The organism is Kosakonia sp. H02 (genome assembly GCA_030704225.1).
Taxonomy (GTDB): domain Bacteria; phylum Pseudomonadota; class Gammaproteobacteria; order Enterobacterales; family Enterobacteriaceae; genus Kosakonia.
On sequence record CP131915.1, the window covers coordinates 1,477,831 to 1,493,817 of the forward strand.

A 15,987-nucleotide genomic window follows, 5' to 3' on the forward strand; every position below is an offset into this window, starting at 1 on the left:
GAAGATGACTCTGTTTCATAGCGCGCACGGCGGCAATACCCGCGAGGCGGCCGAGCTGCTCGGCATCGCGCCAGCGCAATTGCTCGATTTTAGCGCCAATATCAACCCGGCAGGAATGCCCGAATCACTGAAACACGCTTTGCTCAACAACCTGGCGCTGGCCGAGCGTTACCCGGATGCCGACTATCAGCGCCTGCATCAGGTGCTGGCGGCGCACCATAACGTGCCGGTGTCGTGGGTGCTGGCCGGTAATGGGGAAACGGAAGCGATTTTCGCGCTGGTCAATGCGCTTGCGCCGCGCAAAGCACTGCTGATTACGCCCGGTTTTGCCGAATATCGCCGGGCGTTGTCGCGTGTGGGATGTGAAATTACGCAGTTTGCTCTGCGGGAAGAAGAGGGCTGGCAACTGACCGAACGGTTGTTAGCCGCACTGAGTGCCGATATAGATTGCCTGTTTCTCTGTACGCCCAATAACCCCACCGGCTTATTGCCGGACGATGCGCTGCTCCATGCGATTTGTGCTCGCTGCAAGACGCTGGGGATCCAGCTTATCCTTGATGAAGCGTTTATGGATTTCATTCCCGAACGCACAGGGTTTATCCCGCATCTGGCCGATAATCCGCACCTGTGGGTGCTGCGTTCGCTGACTAAGTTTTATGCCATTCCCGGCCTGCGGCTGGGCTATCTGCTGGGCAGTAATGTTAAAAAAGTCAATCAGATGCGCACGGCGCAAATGCCGTGGTCAATCAATGCCTTCGCGGCGCTGGCGGGGGAAGTGATTTTGCAGGATAGCGATTATCAGCAGACAAGCTGGCAATGGGTGGAACGCGAGCGCCCACGCCTGTTCAATGCGCTCAACGCACTGCCTGCGCTGGCCGTCTGGCCAGGGGCGGCGAACTACCTTTTTCTGCGCTGTGATGCGCCGGATATCGATTTACAGCGTGCCTTGCTCGAACAGTATGTATTGATTCGCAGTTGTGCGAATTATCCGGGGCTGGACGGGCGTTATTATCGTGTCGCGGTGCGCGGTGGGGCGGAAAACGACGCGCTGATTGCGGCCATGACGGCAGTGTTCAGCGGTATAAACCCTGCTCGTTGATGTAATCCAGCACGGCGGCGGGCAGCAGATCGTCGCACGGTTCGCCGCTCTCCAGCCGTTCGCGAATCAGCGTGGCGGAGATGTTAAACCACGGCGTTTCGGCAAGGTAAATCTTTCCGGCAGGCAGCGTATGCAGATCTTCCGGATCGCGGGTGAGATGGGCTTCCAGCCACTGTTGGTGCGCGTCCTGCTCCATCGTCAGCGGGTAGCCGGGGCGACGGCAAACAATCAAATGGCAATTGTCGAGAATGGTGTCGTAATGGTGCCAGGTGGGGAAATGGAGCAGCGAGTCCTGGCCGATAATAAAAGCCAGCGGTCTCTGCGCCCCCTGTTCTTCGCGCCACTCCTGCAAGGTTTGCGCCGTGTAAGAGGGCGTATCGCGGCGCAGTTCGCGTTCATCAAGGGTAAAAAGCGGTTTGTCGGCAATCGCCAGTTCAACCATTTTTTTGCGTTGCTGGCTGCTGGCTTCCGGCTGCGGGCGATGCGGCGGCACATTATTGGGCATAATGATCACCTTTGACAGGCCAATCAAATTCGCCAGTGCTTCGACAGGTTTAAGATGCCCGTAATGGACAGGATCGAACGTACCACCAAACAGTGCCTGCAACTGATTCATATCAACCATCAATAAAAACGTCTGCCAGTGCCTTATGACAGAGTAGCAGAGAAAGCCCTTCCAGCTCCGCCCATACCGACTGGCCGAAATCCTGCTTCACAATCAGCTCAATACGGCTCAGCAGATGTACCGCCTGGCGTAGCTGATCGAGGCTAAGGCGATTGAGCGCGTCGGTCGTCACACCCCGGCGGTTTTGCCATACCCGGTGTTTATCAAACAAAGCGCGCAGAGGGGTTTGCGCCATCTGGCGTTTCAGCGTCACCAGCAGCAACAGTTCCCGCTGCACGGTGCGCAGCAAAATCACCGGTTCGCAGGCTTCCAGCCGTAACTGGGTGAGAATATGCAGCGCGCGTTTACTTTTCCCGGCCAGCAGGGCATCGACCCAGTGAAACGGCGTAAAGTGCGCCGCATCGTTAACCGCCTGTTCTACGCGGGGCAGGGTCAGTTTGCCATCCGGCCACAGCAGCGCCAGCCGCTCCAGTGCCTGTGCCAGTGCCAGCAGATTGCCTTCGTAGCAGTAGCAGAGTAGCTGATTCGCGGCTTCATCCAGCTCGAGTTTGTTTTGCTTTGCCCGCGCCGCAACCCAACGCGGCAGATTCGCCTGCTCCGGCGCCTGGCAACTGACCTGCACAATCTGGTTATTCAGTTGCGTTAGCCAGGCGGCGTTTTCCTGCGCTTTGGTTAATTTATTACCGCGCACAATCAGGATCAGATCGTCATGCAGCAGGCTGACAAGCTTTGCCAGTTGCTCATTGATAGCCGCATTGGGGCCGTTTTCGGGCAGTTGCAGCAACAGCGTTTGACGGCTGGCGAACAGGCTCAGGGCCTGGCAAATTGAGAAAACAGCATCCCAGTCGGTGCTGTTATCGAGGGAAAAGGTGTGGTGTTCAGTGAAACCTTGCACGGCGGCAACCTGGCGCACGGCATCCTGGCTTTCCTGAAGCAGTAACGGATCGTTACCCAGCAGCAGATACGCCGCGCGCAGCCCTTCGTTGAGCTGCGCGCGGAGTTGTTCCGGATACAACCTGAGCATTAGCTGCCTGGCGTTGCCGATACAGGCGCAACGGTAGGTGTCGCGGCGTCACGCGGATTTTTTGCATCAGCCGTGCGCACGCTTGGCAACTGGCGAATCAGTTGCTCGGCGGCTTTGTTGTACATTTCCTGAACAATGATCTCCTGCTCAGCCGCTTTTGCCAGCGCCTTTTGCGGGTTATCAAAGAACGAACGATAGACTTTGGTGCTGATCGGGTAGATATCATGCCCCGGGATCAGCACGCTCGCGTTTACTGTCATAACCATTTGATATTCGGCAGTACGGCCATCCTGAAAAACGGAGGCTGTATCGCTGGTCAATGACGAGGATTTTACGCGAAGTGACGGCACGTCCTGACGCGTTGAACTGCTGTCCAGCAGCGTCACGCCGTTCAGGCGAAGCTGGCTGCGGATCGCGCGGCTCAGCGGACCATTCGGGTCGGCAGAATCAAAGATCATCGTTTTCATTTCGGGTGGCACCTGCGTGGTACTACGCAGATGCCAGCCACATCCGGCGGTGATCAGCACCGCCAGTGCTACGAACAATGTTGCCAGATATCGCACGCTTCCTCCCGCGCTTAACCAACGACCAGGTTGAGCAGTTTACCCGGTACGTAAATCACTTTACGCACGGTAACGCCCTCAAGATATTTCGCTACCAGGTGTTCCTGGCCCGCACGTTCACGCACTTGCTCTTCGGTTGCGTCGACGGCAACGGTAATTTTACCGCGCACTTTGCCGTTAACCTGCACAACAACCAGCGTGGTGTTTTCGACCATTGCTTTTTCGTCTGCGACCGGCCACGGTGCGTTGTCGATATCGCCTTCGCCACCCAGCTCCTGCCAGAGCGTAAAGCTTGCGTGCGGCGTGAACGGGTTCAGCATACGCACTACCGCCAGCAGCGCTTCCTGCATTAAGGCGCGATCTTGCGCGCTTTCTTGCGGGGCTTTCGCCAGCTTGTTCATCAGTTCCATAATCGCCGCGATAGCAGTGTTGAAGGTCTGACGACGGCCAATATCATCGGAAACTTTAGCGATGGTTTTGTGCACGTCGCGACGCAGTGCTTGCTGATCTTCGCTCAATGCAGCCACATCCAGCGGGGAAACGGCACCCTGAGCGGTATGTTCGTAAACCAGTTTCCAGACGCGTTTCAGGAAGCGGTTCGCCCCTTCAACGCCGGACTCTTGCCACTCCAGCGTCATATCTGCCGGAGAAGCAAACATCATAAACAGACGCACGGTGTCCGCGCCGTAACGTTCAACCATTTCTTGCGGATCGATACCGTTATTTTTCGACTTGGACATTTTGCTCATGCCGGTATAGACCAGCTCGTGACCTGCTGCATCATGGGCTTTCACGATACGGCCTTTTTCGTCACGCTCAACGATAGCCTCTTTCGGCGAAACCCAGTTACGCTCGCCGCTCGTGCCAACGTAGTAGAAGGCATCTGCCAGCACCATCCCCTGGCAAAGCAGTTGTTTCGCTGGCTCGTCAGAGTTGACCATGCCTGCATCGCGCATCAATTTATGGAAGAAGCGGAAGTAGAGCAGGTGCATGATTGCGTGTTCGATACCGCCGATATAAATATCAACCGGCAGCCAGTAGTTCGCCGCGTTGGGATCCAGCATCCCTTTGTCGTACTGCGGGCAGGTGTAGCGCGCGTAGTACCAGGAAGACTCCATAAAGGTATCGAAGGTGTCAGTTTCACGCAGCGCAGGCTGGCCGTTAACCGTGGTTTTCGCCCACTGTGGATCGGCCTTGATCGGGCTGGTAATGCCGTCCATGACGACATCTTCCGGCAGGATAACTGGCAGTTGATCTTCTGGCGTAGGGATGACGGTGCCGTCTTCCAGCGTCACCATTGGAATTGGCGCGCCCCAGTAACGCTGGCGGGAAACGCCCCAGTCGCGCAGACGGAAATTCACTTTGCGTTCGCCGACGCCTTTGGCTGCCAGCTTATCGGCAATTGCGTTAAAGGCAGCGGTAAAATCGAGACCGTCAAACTCGCCAGAGTTAAACAGTACGCCTTTTTCGGTCATCGCCTGCGCGCTGAGATCCGGCTCGCTGCCGTCGGCGTTGAGGATAACCGGCTTGATCGGCAGGCTGTATTTGGTGGCAAATTCATAATCGCGCTGATCGTGGCCCGGAACGGCCATCACCGCGCCAGTGCCATATTCCATCAGGACAAAGTTTGCCGCCCACACCGGAATGGCTTCGCCGGTCAGGGGATGAATCGCTTTCAAACCGGTGTCGACGCCTTTTTTCTCCATCGTCGCCATATCGGCTTCCGCCACTTTGGTATTGCGGCATTCATCGATAAAGCTCGCCAGCGCCGGGTTGTTTTGCGCACCCTGCTGGGCCAGCGGGTGACCAGCGGCAACGGCGAGGTAAGTGGCACCGATAAAGGTATCCGGGCGAGTGGTGTAGACGGTCAGTTTCTGGTCGCTGTTTTGCACGTCAAAGGTGATTTCCACCCCTTCGGAACGGCCAATCCAGTTACGCTGCATGGTTTTAACGGTGTCTGGCCATTGATCCATCTTATCCAGATCGTTCAGCAGCTCGTCGGCATAAGCGGTGATTTTGATAAACCACTGCGGGATCTCTTTACGCTCAACTTTGGTATCGCAGCGCCAGCAGCAGCCGTCGATAACCTGTTCGTTCGCCAGGACGGTCTGGTCGTTCGGGCACCAGTTCACCGCAGAGGTTTTTTTGTAGACGAGGCCTTTTTTATACAGCTCAGTGAAGAACTTCTGTTCCCAGCGATAGTACTCTGGCGTACAGGTCGCCAGCTCGCGGCTCCAGTCATAACCGAAGCCCAGCATTTTGAGCTGGTTTTTCATGTAGGCGATGTTGTCGTAAGTCCACGGCGCGGGCGCAGTGTTGTTCTTTACGGCCGCCCCTTCCGCTGGCAGACCGAACGCATCCCAACCGATAGGTTGCAGCACGTTTTTGCCCAGCATGCGCTGGTAGCGGGAAATAACATCACCGATGGTGTAGTTACGGACGTGGCCCATGTGTAGTCGGCCAGAAGGATAGGGGAGCATCGACAGGCAATAGTATTTCTCTTTGCTCTCGTCTTCGGTAACTTCGAATGTGCGTTTCTCTTCCCAGTGACGCTGTACGTTGGATTCTATCTCTTCCGGGCGGTATTGCTCTTGCATGGCAGCCAGTAGTCCTGTTTTTGCTACAGCTACAAATGTAGCGTTGATACGTGATTTTTCAGTCGGCATAGCATAGCCCAAACGCCAGCCTCAAAACAGCCTTTCCTAAAAAGCGGAAGTGAAATAGCCGCCCTCTTTAGAACGTGACTTTTTGTCGACTGTGCGGGCGAGTCGGCACTGAGGATGAAAAATAACGTCTATCATTAGAATTAGTTACTTAACCGGGAGGCGAAACGATGAACAAGGTTGCTCATTTTTACCGTGAACTGGTTGCCTCATTGACCGAACGCCTGCGTAATGGCGATCGTGATATTGACGCATTAGTCGAACAGGCACGCCAGCGGGTCGCACAGACCGGTGAATTAACGCGCACAGAAGTTGACGAGCTGATGCGGGCCATCCGCCGCGATCTGGAAGAGTTTGCGCGCAGTTATAACGAAAGTCAGGATGAGGTCACCGACGGCGTTTTTATGCGGGTGATTAAAGAGAGCATCTGGCAGGAGCTGGCGGATATCACCGATAAAACGCAACTGGAGTGGCGCGAGGTGTTCCAGGATCTTAATCACCACGGCGTGTATCACAGCGGCGAAGTGGTGGGGCTGGGGAATCTGGTTTGTGAGAAGTGCCATTTTCACCTGGCGGTTTATACGCCTGATGTGTTGCCGCTGTGCCCTAAATGCGGTCACGATCAGTTCCAGCGTCGTCCGTTTGAACCTTGATGAAAGCGCCTGCCCACGAATGAGGGGCAGGCGTAACGCGGTTAGTGCAGGATCTTGGCAAGGAAGTCTTTGGCGCGTTCCGATTTCGGGTTGTCGAAGAAGGCCTCTTTCTCGGAGTCTTCGACAATTTTCCCTTCATCCATAAAGATCACGCGGTTCGCCACTTTACGGGCAAAGCCCATTTCGTGAGTCACCACCATCATCGTCATCCCTTCGTTTGCCAGTTCGACCATCACGTCCAGCACTTCGTTGATCATCTCCGGATCGAGGGCGGAAGTCGGTTCATCAAACAGCATCGCTACCGGATCCATACACAGCGCGCGGGCGATGGCCACACGTTGCTGCTGACCCCCGGAAAGCTGCGCCGGGAATTTATTGGCATGGGCCGACAGGCCGACGCGTTCCAGTAGCTTAAGCCCTTTGTCCCGCGCGGCGGCTTTATCACGCTTGAGCACTTTCACCTGTGCCAGCGTCAGGTTTTCGATAATCGACAAGTGCGGGAACAGCTCAAAGTGCTGGAACACCATACCGACATGGGAACGCAGTTCTGCCAGATTGGTTTTCTTGTCATTCACTTTGGTGCCGTTAACCACGATCTCGCCTTTTTGCACCGGCTCCAGACCGTTCACCGTTTTAATCAGCGTCGATTTGCCGGAACCCGACGGGCCGCAAACCACCACCACTTCACCTTTTTTCACTTCTGTGGAGCAGTCGGTCAGCACCTGAAAGTGGCCATACCATTTCGAAACATTTTTCAGGGAAATCATTAGACGGTCCTTTTCTTCAGCCAGCTGACCAACAGCGAAGCACTAAGACTGATAACAAAATAGACAGCGCCAGCAAACAGGATCATTTCGACCTGGGTGCCGTCACGCTCGCCAATCGTAGAGGCCGTGCGGAAGAAATCCGCCAGGCTCAGGACATATACCAACGAGGTGTCCTGGAATAAGACGATCCCCTGCGTAAGCAGCAGTGGAACCATGGCGCGAAACGCCTGCGGCAGGATGATAAGTTTCATCGACTGCCAGTGCGTCATGCCCAGCGCCAGCGCGGCGCTGGATTGCCCGCGGGAAATACTCTGGATACCAGCGCGAATGATTTCGGAGTAGTAGGCCGCTTCAAACATTGAGAAGGCCACCATCGCGGAAATCAGGCGGATATCGGTTTGTGGTGACAGACCGAGCACATTTTGCAGAAAACCCGGCACAATCAGATAGAACCACAACAGCACCATTACCAGCGGAATGGAGCGGAACACGTTCACGTAACTTTTGGCGAACCAGCGCAGCGGGGTGAAGGTCGACAGGCGCATCACCGCCAACAGCGTTCCCCAGACGATGCCGACAATAATAGCGATAATGGTGATTTTCAGCGTGACAATCAGCCCGTCCACCAGATACGGCAGGGCAGGGACGACAGAACTCCAGTCAAACTCGTACATGATTATTTGCCTCCCATATTGCCCGGCAGGCGAATTTTGCGTTCAACCAGGTTCATCGCCAACATAATGACGGCGTTAATCAACACATAAGCGACGGTAATTGCGGTAAAGGATTCCCACGCATGGGCGGAGTAATCCAGCAATTTTCCCGCCTGCGCCGCCATGTCCACCAGGCCGATAGTCGAGGCGATGGCCGAGTTTTTCACCAGGTTCATCATCTCAGAGGTCATTGGCGGCACAATCACGCGATAGGCATTAGGCAGCAGTACGTAGCGGTAGGTTTGCGGTAGCGTTAATCCCATCGCCAGACCGGCATTTTTTTGGCCACGCGGCAGCGACTGGATCGCCGCGCGGACCTGTTCGCACACACGGGCGGCGGTAAACAGCCCGAGACAAACCATCGACGAAACGAAGAACTGAATGTTGGGATCCAGCTCCGCCTTGAACCACATGCCGATATCTTCCGGCAGCAATTCTGGTACCACCAGATACCAGGTGAAGAACTGCACGATCAGCGGCACGTTACGGAACAGCTCGACATAGCAAGTGCCAATGCCGGACAAGAAACGGTTAGGAACGGTGCGCAGGATGCCAAACAGAGAACCGACCAGGAAAGCGATAATCCAGGCCGTCACGGAAAGCGCGATAGTGACCTGAAAACCACTCCATAGCCAGCCAAGATAGGTGGTGTTGCCGAACGGGGCTTGTTGCAGGAAAATTCCCCAGTTCCAGTCTATGGACATAAATCTACTCCGGAAAAAAAAGGGTAGCAGCGCTACCCTCGAAGATTGTATGAAGTGCGAGTTTTCACGCTGAAGGGGGAACGACCCCTCAACGCATAGTCTGTCCGTGCAACTTCGACAATCGAGAGGGCAGGTAAACCCGCCCCTAATGGTTGTAATTAGTTCAGAGCTTTGTCATTCGGTTCTTTGAACAGCGCTTTCATATCGTCAGAGAGTTCGAAGTTCAGGTTCATGTTTTTTGGCGGAATGGGGTTTTTAAACCACTTGTCGAAGGATTTTTCCGCCGCGCCGGAGGTTTGCACCTGAGCAATGGTGTCATCCATCAGCTTTTTAAACTCGGGATCGTTTTTGCGCAGCATGCAGCCGTAGGCTTCTTTCGATTGCGGAGTGCCAACGATGTCCCAGTTATCCGGTTTCTTGGCTTTCGCGCGTTCACCGGCAAGCAGGGCGTCATCCATCATAAAGGCCACTGCACGGCCGCTTTCCAGGGTACGGAATGAGTCGCCATGATCTTTTGCGCTGATGATGCGCATATCCATTTTTTTCTCGTCGTTCAGCTTGTTCAGCAGGATCTCGGAAGTGGTACCGGAGGTCACGACGACCGCTTTGCCTTTCAGATCGGCGAAATCTTTAATCGCACCGCCTTTTTTGGTCAGCAGGCGCGTACCGACGACGAAAATGGTGTCAGAGAAAGCCGCTTGTTTCTGGCGTTCAACGTTGTTGGTGGTGGAACCACATTCAAAGTCAAAAGTGCCGTTTTGCAGCAGTGGAATACGGTTTTGAGAAGTGATGGGGATAAGCTTCACGGCCAGGTCCGGCTTGTTGAGCTTTTTCTTCACCGCTTCGACGATGGCATTGGAGTAGTCCTGAGAGTAACCCACGACTTTTTGTGTGTTGTCGTAATAGGAGAACGGTACGGAAGACTCACGGTGACCGACGACGATAACGCCATTTTTGGCAATTTTATCCAGCGTCGATTGCTGAGCCGCTGCGTCGGCAGGTTTCGCATCTTCAGCATGGACCAGGCCGGCGGAAATTCCCATCACCAGCATCGCGGCGGCCAGTTTACGTAATTGCATATCCAGACTCCTTTATCGTCAGTGCGAAAAGCACGTTGATACCCGTTGTGTTGTTGTTATGTGCTGCCACATATTCGTGCAGTGTCGAGTGTGTTTGTTACATCCAGTCTGGCTTAATGTAAAGATTTTGCTGCGGTATTGTTTATTTTTGCGAGGCGCGCCGCACCGTTAAGAGGCAAAAATCTTTCATTGCACCAGAATGGTGCTGCTACTGTTCCCTGCCGGTGCGACAAGATTGCACATAAGCGGATTTCATAGCTGCGGGGTAGATATAAGCAAGCGGCATGCCAAAACAAGCATTTGATCGGCGGGCAGATCTGTATGTAGGCCGGATAAGGCGCAGCCGCCATCCGGCAAGTATGTCCGGTGGCGTTTTATCGCCGGATGGCGCTGACGCTTATCCGGCCTACAGAGTGAGAAGGCCGGGGAGTGGAAAGGCGTTAACGACGACGCTGGCGCAGGCTGATTATCAGCGCGGCAAAGCCCAACAGACCAGAGATTACCCACACCGGCCAGTTGCCCATTCGCGCGTACGGCGTCAGGCCCGTTGTCGGCGTGACGTGGGTCGTCAGCACCTCACGGGTAAATTGCGGCAGCATGGCCTGAATCTCGCCCTGCGGGCCAATCACGGCGGTAATACCATTATTGGTGCTGCGCAGCAGCGGGCGCGCCAGTTCCAGCGAGCGCATACGCGCCATCTGGAAATGTTGCCACGGGCCGATCGACTTACCGAACCAGGCATCGTTTGAGATAGTCAGCAGGAAATCAGTATCCGGGCGGAAATTGTCGCGCACCTGTTCGCCGAGAATGATTTCATAGCAAATCGCCGCCGTGAGTTTGAAACCGTGCGCACTCAACGGCGGTTGCACATAGGGCCCTCGGCTGAAGGATGACATCGGCAAATCAAAGAACGGGGCCAGCGGGCGTAAAATCGACTCCAGCGGCACAAACTCGCCAAACGGCACCAGATGGTTTTTGTTGTAACGATCCGTCGAACTGTAGCTGTAGGCGCTGTCTTTACCGAGCGTAATCACCGTGTTGTAGGTGTCGTAACGGTTTTGCTTGTTGAGGCGCGCATCGACAATGCCGGTGATCAGCGTGCTGTTATTTTCGCGCAGCACATTATCCATCTCGTTCAAAAAGCGTTGCTGATTGATTTCCAGATCCGGGATTGCTGATTCCGGCCAGATAATCAGCTGCGATTTGCCCAGCACCTGCCCGGTCGCACCGGCATAAATCTTCAGCGTATTAATCAGTTGCCCTTCGTCCCACTTCAGGGATTGCGGGATATTTCCCTGCACCATCGTCACCTGGGTGGTGCGGTCTGGCAGCAGTTGATACCACTGAATAAAACGCAGCGGGAACGGCAGGGCAAACAACACGATAGCCGCCACCAGCGGACGCCAGTTACGCGTCACCAGCGCCAGTGCCAGCAGGCCACTGACGACCATCAGCAGAAAGTTGATCGACTCAACGCCCAGCACCGGCGCCAGGCCTTTCAGCGGGCCGTCAATCTGGCTGTAGCCAAACTGCAACCACGGGAAGCCGGTCAGGATCCAGCCGCGCAGAAACTCGGTGATTTGCCAGACGACGGGTGCCGCAATCGCTACGCGCAACCAGCTGGTTTGCGGCCACAGGCGCGACAATATTCCGGCAAACAGGCCGGTATATAACGACAGGTACGCCGCCAGCAACACCACCAGGAAAATATTGACCGGGCCCGGCATCCCGCCGAATTGGGCGATGCTGACATACACCCAGTGAACGCCGCTGCCAAACAGGCCAAGACCCCAGAAATAGCCAATCCAGGCGGCCTGTAACGGGCGACGATTGAGGGTTAAGCCTTGCAGACCGATAAGGGAAATGAGCGCTGCGGGCCAGAAGTCATAAGGAGAAAAAGCCAGCGTTCCGCTGGCTCCGAACAGTAACGCCAGCAGCAGACGCACGCGCTGGCGCTCAAACAGTGGGGCAAATACCATTTACATTACTCATCCAGTTTCGGTTGCGGAGAATCATCCGGCATTCTGACATGGACCTGAATAATACGTCGACTGTCTGCCATAGCGACCTTGAATTGGTAACCATCAATTTCAATGGCTTCGCCGCGTGCGGGCAGGTGGCCGAACGCCTGCATCACCAGCCCGCCGATGGTATCCACCTCTTCATCACTGAAGTGGGTGCCGAAGGCTTCGTTGAAGTCTTCAATCGGGGCCAGCGCACGCACCGTCCAGGTGTGGCGGCTGAGCTGGCGGAAATCGATATCCTCTTCTTCGTCGTATTCGTCTTCGATTTCGCCGACGATCAGTTCAAGGATATCTTCGATAGTCACCAGACCGGAGACACCACCAAACTCATCAATAACGATAGCCATATGGTAGCGCTGGGAGCGGAACTCTTTCAGCATGCGATCGACGCGCTTGCTTTCCGGTACCACCACTGCCGGGCGTAATACTTTTTCCATGCTGAATGCTTCGGCGTCGCTGCGCATAAACGGCAGCAGATCCTTAGCCATCAGAATCCCTTCGATGTGATCTTTGTCTTCGCTAATGACCGGAAAACGCGAGTGGGCGGACTCGATAATGACATCAAGACATTCGTCCAGTGTCTGGTTGCGTTTCAGGGTAATCATTTGTGAACGGGGGATCATGATGTCGCGAACGCGCTGGTCGGCGATATCCATTACCCCTTCAAGCATGTCGCGCGTATCGTTGTCGATAAGCTCGTTCTGCCCGGAGTCTCGGATCAGAGCCAGTAATTCATCGCGGTTTTTCGGTTCGCCGTGAAAAAGCTGGCTGAGTAAAAGGGAGAAGAATCCCTTTTTGCTGTGGGTATTGTCGCTACTGTGTGAGTTATCGTCGCTCATGGCGTCGTGTGGGTTCTCATGTTAGTTAAACTGTCGCTCGTCACGCGTAAACTCAGCGCCGGACGGCATTTTGTGTCGATGCGCCAGCGAACCGGCGCACAGACTACTCCTTCTCGGAAATGTACGGATCCTCATAGCCCAGAGCAAGCATTATCTCTGTCTCGATCCCTTCCATCTCTTCGGCTTCCTCGTCTTCAATATGGTCGTAACCCAGCAGGTGTAAACTGCCGTGCACCACCATATGCGCCCAGTGGGCATCAAGCGGTTTGCCTTGTTCCTGCGCTTCCTGTTCCACCACCTGGCGGCAGATTATCAGATCGCCAAGCAATGGCATTTCGATGCCGGGCGGGGCTTCGAACGGGAAAGAGAGCACGTTGGTTGGCTTGTCTTTCCCGCGATACGTCAGATTCAACTCGTGGCTTTCCGCGGTGTCGACCAGGCGAATGGTCACTTCCGCTTCTTCCTGAAACTGCGGGATAACAGCGTCCAGCCATTTCTGAAACTGCGCCTCTTCTGGCAGGCCGCTGTTATCCTCACACGCCAGTTGTAAATCCAGGATCACCTGACTCATTTCTGCTCCTGCTCCTGGGCTTCGCGTTTACGCTCGGCGGCCAGTTCGGCTTTCCGTTTCTGTTCTGCTTCTTCCCAGGCTTCATAGGCGATAACGATACGCGCAACCACCGGGTGACGCACCACGTCTTCGCTGTGGAAGAAGTTAAAGCTGATTTCATCGACGTTCGCCAGCACTTCAACGGCGTGACGCAAACCGGATTTGGTGTTACGCGGCAGGTCAATCTGCGTTACGTCGCCGGTAACGACGGCTTTCGAGTTAAAGCCGATACGCGTCAGAAACATCTTCATCTGTTCGATGGTGGTGTTCTGGCTTTCATCAAGAATGATAAACGCATCGTTAAGAGTACGACCGCGCATGTATGCCAGTGGCGCAACTTCAATCACGTTGCGTTCAATCAGCTTCTCGACACGTTCAAAGCCGAGCATTTCAAACAGCGCGTCATACAGCGGGCGCAGGTAAGGGTCGACTTTCTGGCTGAGATCGCCGGGCAGGAAGCCGAGTTTTTCACCCGCTTCAACCGCCGGGCGGGTCAGCAGAATACGGCGTACTTCCTGGCGCTCCAGCGCGTCCACCGCGGCTGCCACCGCAAGGTAAGTTTTACCGGTACCGGCCGGGCCCACGCCGAAGGTGATGTCATGATCAAGAATATTGGCGATGTATTGCGCCTGGTTCGGCGTGCGCGGCTTGATAACACCCCGCTTGGTCTTGATATTGACCGCTTTGCCGTAATCCGGCACGCTCTCGGCGCTCTGTTCCAGTACGCGGGCTTCTTTGATCGCCAGGTGAATTTGTTCCGGCTCGATATCCTGCGTCTGACCGCGCATCGGGGCGGTATCGACATACAGGCTCTTCAAAATATCGGCAGCTGCACTGACGCAAATTTCGCGCCCGGTGAGTTTGAAGTGGTTATCGCGGCGGTTGATTTCGATGCCCAGTCGCCGCTCCAGTTGTTTGATATTGTCGTCAAACGGGCCGCACAGACTTAACAGACGTGCGTTGTCCGCTGGCTCAAGGGTAATTTCACGAGTGTCTATGTTCAAACTGTTCCTCTTTGATATGTATTGCCGCAGCACTTATAAAGGAAGTATTTACGGCATAGAGAGAAGTCGCAAGCATCGGGCATGATGTGGGGATGAGCACGGGGAAAAGCAAGGCCTGCCAGAAAGAGCAGACCAGGGATATTACGGCTGATACATACCGACGCCGAGATCGTTCTCTTTACGCGTTCGCGCAATAACAGATTCCGGGGATTCGGCCACGCGCAGCCCCATCTCCTCTTCCGTGCGCACCAGCACACCGCGCAGCGAGTTCGGATAAACATCGACAATTTCCACGTCGACGAATTTACCGATCATCTCCGGCTTACCTTCGAAGTTCACCACGCGGTTGTTCTCGGTACGACCGGACAACTCCATGATGCTCTTACGCGAGGTGCCTTCCACCAGAATGCGCTGCGTGGTGCCGAGCATGCGGCGGCTCCAGGCCATCGCATGCTGGTTGATGCGCTCTTGCAGAATATAGAGGCGCTGCTTTTTCTCCTCTTCTGGCACATCGTCGACCATATCGGCGGCTGGCGTACCCGGACGGGCAGAGAAGATAAAGCTATAGCTCATGTCGAAATTCACATCGGCAATCAGCTTCATGGTTTTTTCGAAATCGTCGGTAGTTTCGCCAGGGAAGCCCACGATAAAGTCGGAACTGATTTGAATATCCGGGCGCGCCGCACGCAGCTTACGAATAATGGCTTTATATTCCAGCGTAGTATGGGTACGGCCCATCATATTCAGCACGCGATCGGAACCGCTCTGCACCGGCAGATGCAGGAAACTCACCAGTTCCGGCGTGTCGCGGTAAACCTCGACGATGTCGTCAGTGAACTCAATCGGATGACTGGTGGTAAAGCGGATACGATCTATCCCGTCGATAGCGGCCACCAGACGCAGCAGATCGGCGAAGGTGCCGGTGCTGCCATCAAAGTTTTCGCCGCGCCAGGCGTTCACGTTCTGGCCGAGCAGGTTCACTTCACGCACGCCTTGTGCCGCCAACTGGGCGATTTCAAACAGGATATCATCGGAAGGGCGGCTGACTTCTTCACCGCGGGTATAAGGCACCACGCAGAAAGTACAATATTTATTGCAGCCTTCCATGATGGAGACAAATGCGGTCGGGCCGTCGGCGCGCGGTTCCGGCAGACGGTCGAACTTTTCAATTTCCGGGAAGCTGATATCCACGACCGGGCTGCGATTACCGCGCACGGCGTTGATCATTTCCGGCAGGCGGTGCAGGGTTTGCGGCCCAAAAATAATGTCGACATAGTGGGCGCGCTGGCGAATGTGGTCCCCTTCCTGCGAGGCAACACAGCCGCCGACACCGATAATCAGGTCCGGTTTTTTCTCTTTTAGCAGCTTCCAGCGTCCCAACTGATGGAAAACTTTTTCCTGGGCTTTCTCGCGGATTGAGCAGGTATTGAGCAGCAGCACATCCGCTTCTTCTGCCACGTCGGTCAGTTGATAGCCGTGGGTGGCATCCAGCAGATCGGCCATCTTCGATGAATCGTATTCGTTCATCTGACAGCCCCAGGTTTTAATGTGGAGTTTTTTTGTCATCGACTTGCTCTTGCTTAAGTTCGTATACCCGGAGTATGACGGGTATAAGCCAGG

15 protein-coding genes are annotated in these 15,987 nt (G+C 55.0%); 2 read left to right on the top strand and 13 right to left on the bottom strand.

Features of this window, described 5'->3' with window-relative positions:
- Positions 1-4: 4 nt before the first annotated feature.
- Positions 5-1,099, top strand: coding sequence for a threonine-phosphate decarboxylase CobD (gene cobD / locus Q5705_07005; GenBank protein WLI78293.1), 1,095 nt, complete (start codon positions 5-7; stop codon positions 1,097-1,099).
- On the opposite strand, the gene nadD is transcribed toward cobD, so the two are convergent.
- Genes nadD through leuS form a run of 4 tightly spaced genes read right to left on the bottom strand, consistent with a single transcriptional unit; the run spans position 1,074 to position 5,908 of the window.
- Positions 1,074-1,715 carry a nicotinate-nucleotide adenylyltransferase gene (nadD, locus tag Q5705_07010; protein ID WLI78989.1) on the bottom strand — a complete coding sequence of 214 codons (642 nt, stop codon included), beginning with the start codon at positions 1,713-1,715 and terminating at the stop codon, positions 1,074-1,076. The two genes, cobD and nadD, sit on opposite strands and share 26 nt — an antisense overlap.
- Before the next feature lies 1 nt (position 1,716).
- Entirely contained in the window at positions 1,717-2,748 is a 1,032-nt protein-coding gene (gene holA, locus Q5705_07015; GenBank protein ID WLI78294.1) for a DNA polymerase III subunit delta, read from the bottom strand.
- On the bottom strand, positions 2,748-3,311 hold the full coding sequence (gene lptE, locus Q5705_07020; protein ID WLI78295.1) for an LPS assembly lipoprotein LptE: 564 nt from the start codon (positions 3,309-3,311) through the stop codon (positions 2,748-2,750). The genes holA and lptE overlap by 1 nt, the downstream gene beginning before the upstream one ends.
- Positions 3,312-3,325: 14 nt before the next feature.
- Positions 3,326-5,908 (bottom strand): leucine--tRNA ligase, encoded by a 2,583-nt coding sequence (gene leuS, locus Q5705_07025; GenBank protein WLI78296.1) that lies wholly within the window; start codon positions 5,906-5,908, stop codon positions 3,326-3,328.
- Positions 5,909-6,144: 236 nt separating this feature from the next.
- Here leuS and Q5705_07030 point away from each other — a divergent pair, with 236 nt between their 5' ends.
- Complete coding sequence (locus Q5705_07030; GenBank protein WLI78297.1) at positions 6,145-6,627, top strand: zinc ribbon-containing protein; 483 nt, start codon at positions 6,145-6,147, stop codon at positions 6,625-6,627.
- A gap of 41 nt (positions 6,628-6,668) precedes the next feature.
- Here Q5705_07030 and Q5705_07035 read toward each other — a convergent pair whose 3' ends face one another.
- The 9 genes from Q5705_07035 to miaB form a co-directional block, all read right to left on the bottom strand.
- Positions 6,669-7,394: an amino acid ABC transporter ATP-binding protein gene (locus Q5705_07035; GenBank protein ID WLI78298.1), complete on the bottom strand. Its 726-nt coding sequence runs from the start codon at positions 7,392-7,394 to the stop codon at positions 6,669-6,671.
- A complete protein-coding gene (gene gltK / locus Q5705_07040; protein WLI78299.1) occupies positions 7,394-8,068 on the bottom strand; it encodes a glutamate/aspartate ABC transporter permease GltK in 675 nt (224 codons plus the stop codon). Before gltK ends, Q5705_07035 begins: the two co-directional genes overlap by 1 nt.
- A 2-nt stretch (positions 8,069-8,070) precedes the next feature.
- A complete protein-coding gene (locus Q5705_07045; GenBank protein ID WLI78300.1) occupies positions 8,071-8,811 on the bottom strand; it encodes an amino acid ABC transporter permease in 741 nt (246 codons plus the stop codon).
- A 158-nt stretch (positions 8,812-8,969) separates the two neighbouring features.
- Entirely contained in the window at positions 8,970-9,890 is a 921-nt protein-coding gene (locus tag Q5705_07050; protein WLI78301.1) for an amino acid ABC transporter substrate-binding protein, read from the bottom strand.
- Positions 9,891-10,330: 440 nt separating this feature from the next.
- A complete protein-coding gene (lnt, locus tag Q5705_07055) occupies positions 10,331-11,869 on the bottom strand; it encodes an apolipoprotein N-acyltransferase (protein WLI78302.1) in 1,539 nt (512 codons plus the stop codon).
- A gap of 5 nt (positions 11,870-11,874) precedes the next feature.
- On the bottom strand, positions 11,875-12,753 hold the full coding sequence (gene corC / locus Q5705_07060; GenBank protein ID WLI78303.1) for a CNNM family magnesium/cobalt transport protein CorC: 879 nt from the start codon (positions 12,751-12,753) through the stop codon (positions 11,875-11,877).
- Positions 12,754-12,856: 103 nt separating this feature from the next.
- On the bottom strand, positions 12,857-13,324 hold the full coding sequence (gene ybeY / locus Q5705_07065; protein ID WLI78304.1) for an rRNA maturation RNase YbeY: 468 nt from the start codon (positions 13,322-13,324) through the stop codon (positions 12,857-12,859).
- A complete protein-coding gene (locus tag Q5705_07070; protein WLI78305.1) occupies positions 13,321-14,367 on the bottom strand; it encodes a PhoH family protein in 1,047 nt (348 codons plus the stop codon). The genes ybeY and Q5705_07070 overlap by 4 nt, the downstream gene beginning before the upstream one ends.
- 141 nt (positions 14,368-14,508) lie before the next feature.
- Complete coding sequence (miaB, locus tag Q5705_07075) at positions 14,509-15,933, bottom strand: tRNA (N6-isopentenyl adenosine(37)-C2)-methylthiotransferase MiaB (GenBank protein WLI78306.1); 1,425 nt, start codon at positions 15,931-15,933, stop codon at positions 14,509-14,511.
- Between the last annotated feature and the right edge of the window lie 54 nt (positions 15,934-15,987).

Excerpts from the sequence above, each read along its gene's own strand:
- Q5705_07050 (WLI78301.1), bottom strand. The coding sequence starts at position 9,890 with ATGCAATTACGTAAACTGGCCGCCGCGATGCTGGTGATGGGAATTTCC.
- Q5705_07035 (WLI78298.1), bottom strand. The coding sequence starts at position 7,394 with ATGATTTCCCTGAAAAATGTTTCGAAATGGTATGGCCACTTTCAGGTG.
- cobD (WLI78293.1), top strand. The coding sequence starts at position 5 with ATGACTCTGTTTCATAGCGCGCACGGCGGCAATACCCGCGAGGCGGCC.
- Q5705_07030 (WLI78297.1), top strand. The coding sequence starts at position 6,145 with ATGAACAAGGTTGCTCATTTTTACCGTGAACTGGTTGCCTCATTGACC.
- nadD (WLI78989.1), bottom strand. The coding sequence starts at position 1,715 with ATGAATCAGTTGCAGGCACTGTTTGGTGGTACGTTCGATCCTGTCCAT.
- Q5705_07045 (WLI78300.1), bottom strand. The coding sequence starts at position 8,811 with ATGTCCATAGACTGGAACTGGGGAATTTTCCTGCAACAAGCCCCGTTC.
- lnt (WLI78302.1), bottom strand. The coding sequence starts at position 11,869 with ATGGTATTTGCCCCACTGTTTGAGCGCCAGCGCGTGCGTCTGCTGCTG.
- miaB (WLI78306.1), bottom strand. The coding sequence starts at position 15,933 with ATGACAAAAAAACTCCACATTAAAACCTGGGGCTGTCAGATGAACGAA.
- holA (WLI78294.1), bottom strand. The coding sequence starts at position 2,748 with ATGCTCAGGTTGTATCCGGAACAACTCCGCGCGCAGCTCAACGAAGGG.
- ybeY (WLI78304.1), bottom strand. The coding sequence starts at position 13,324 with ATGAGTCAGGTGATCCTGGATTTACAACTGGCGTGTGAGGATAACAGC.
- corC (WLI78303.1), bottom strand. The coding sequence starts at position 12,753 with ATGAGCGACGATAACTCACACAGTAGCGACAATACCCACAGCAAAAAG.
- leuS (WLI78296.1), bottom strand. The coding sequence starts at position 5,908 with ATGCAAGAGCAATACCGCCCGGAAGAGATAGAATCCAACGTACAGCGT.
- gltK (WLI78299.1), bottom strand. The coding sequence starts at position 8,068 with ATGTACGAGTTTGACTGGAGTTCTGTCGTCCCTGCCCTGCCGTATCTG.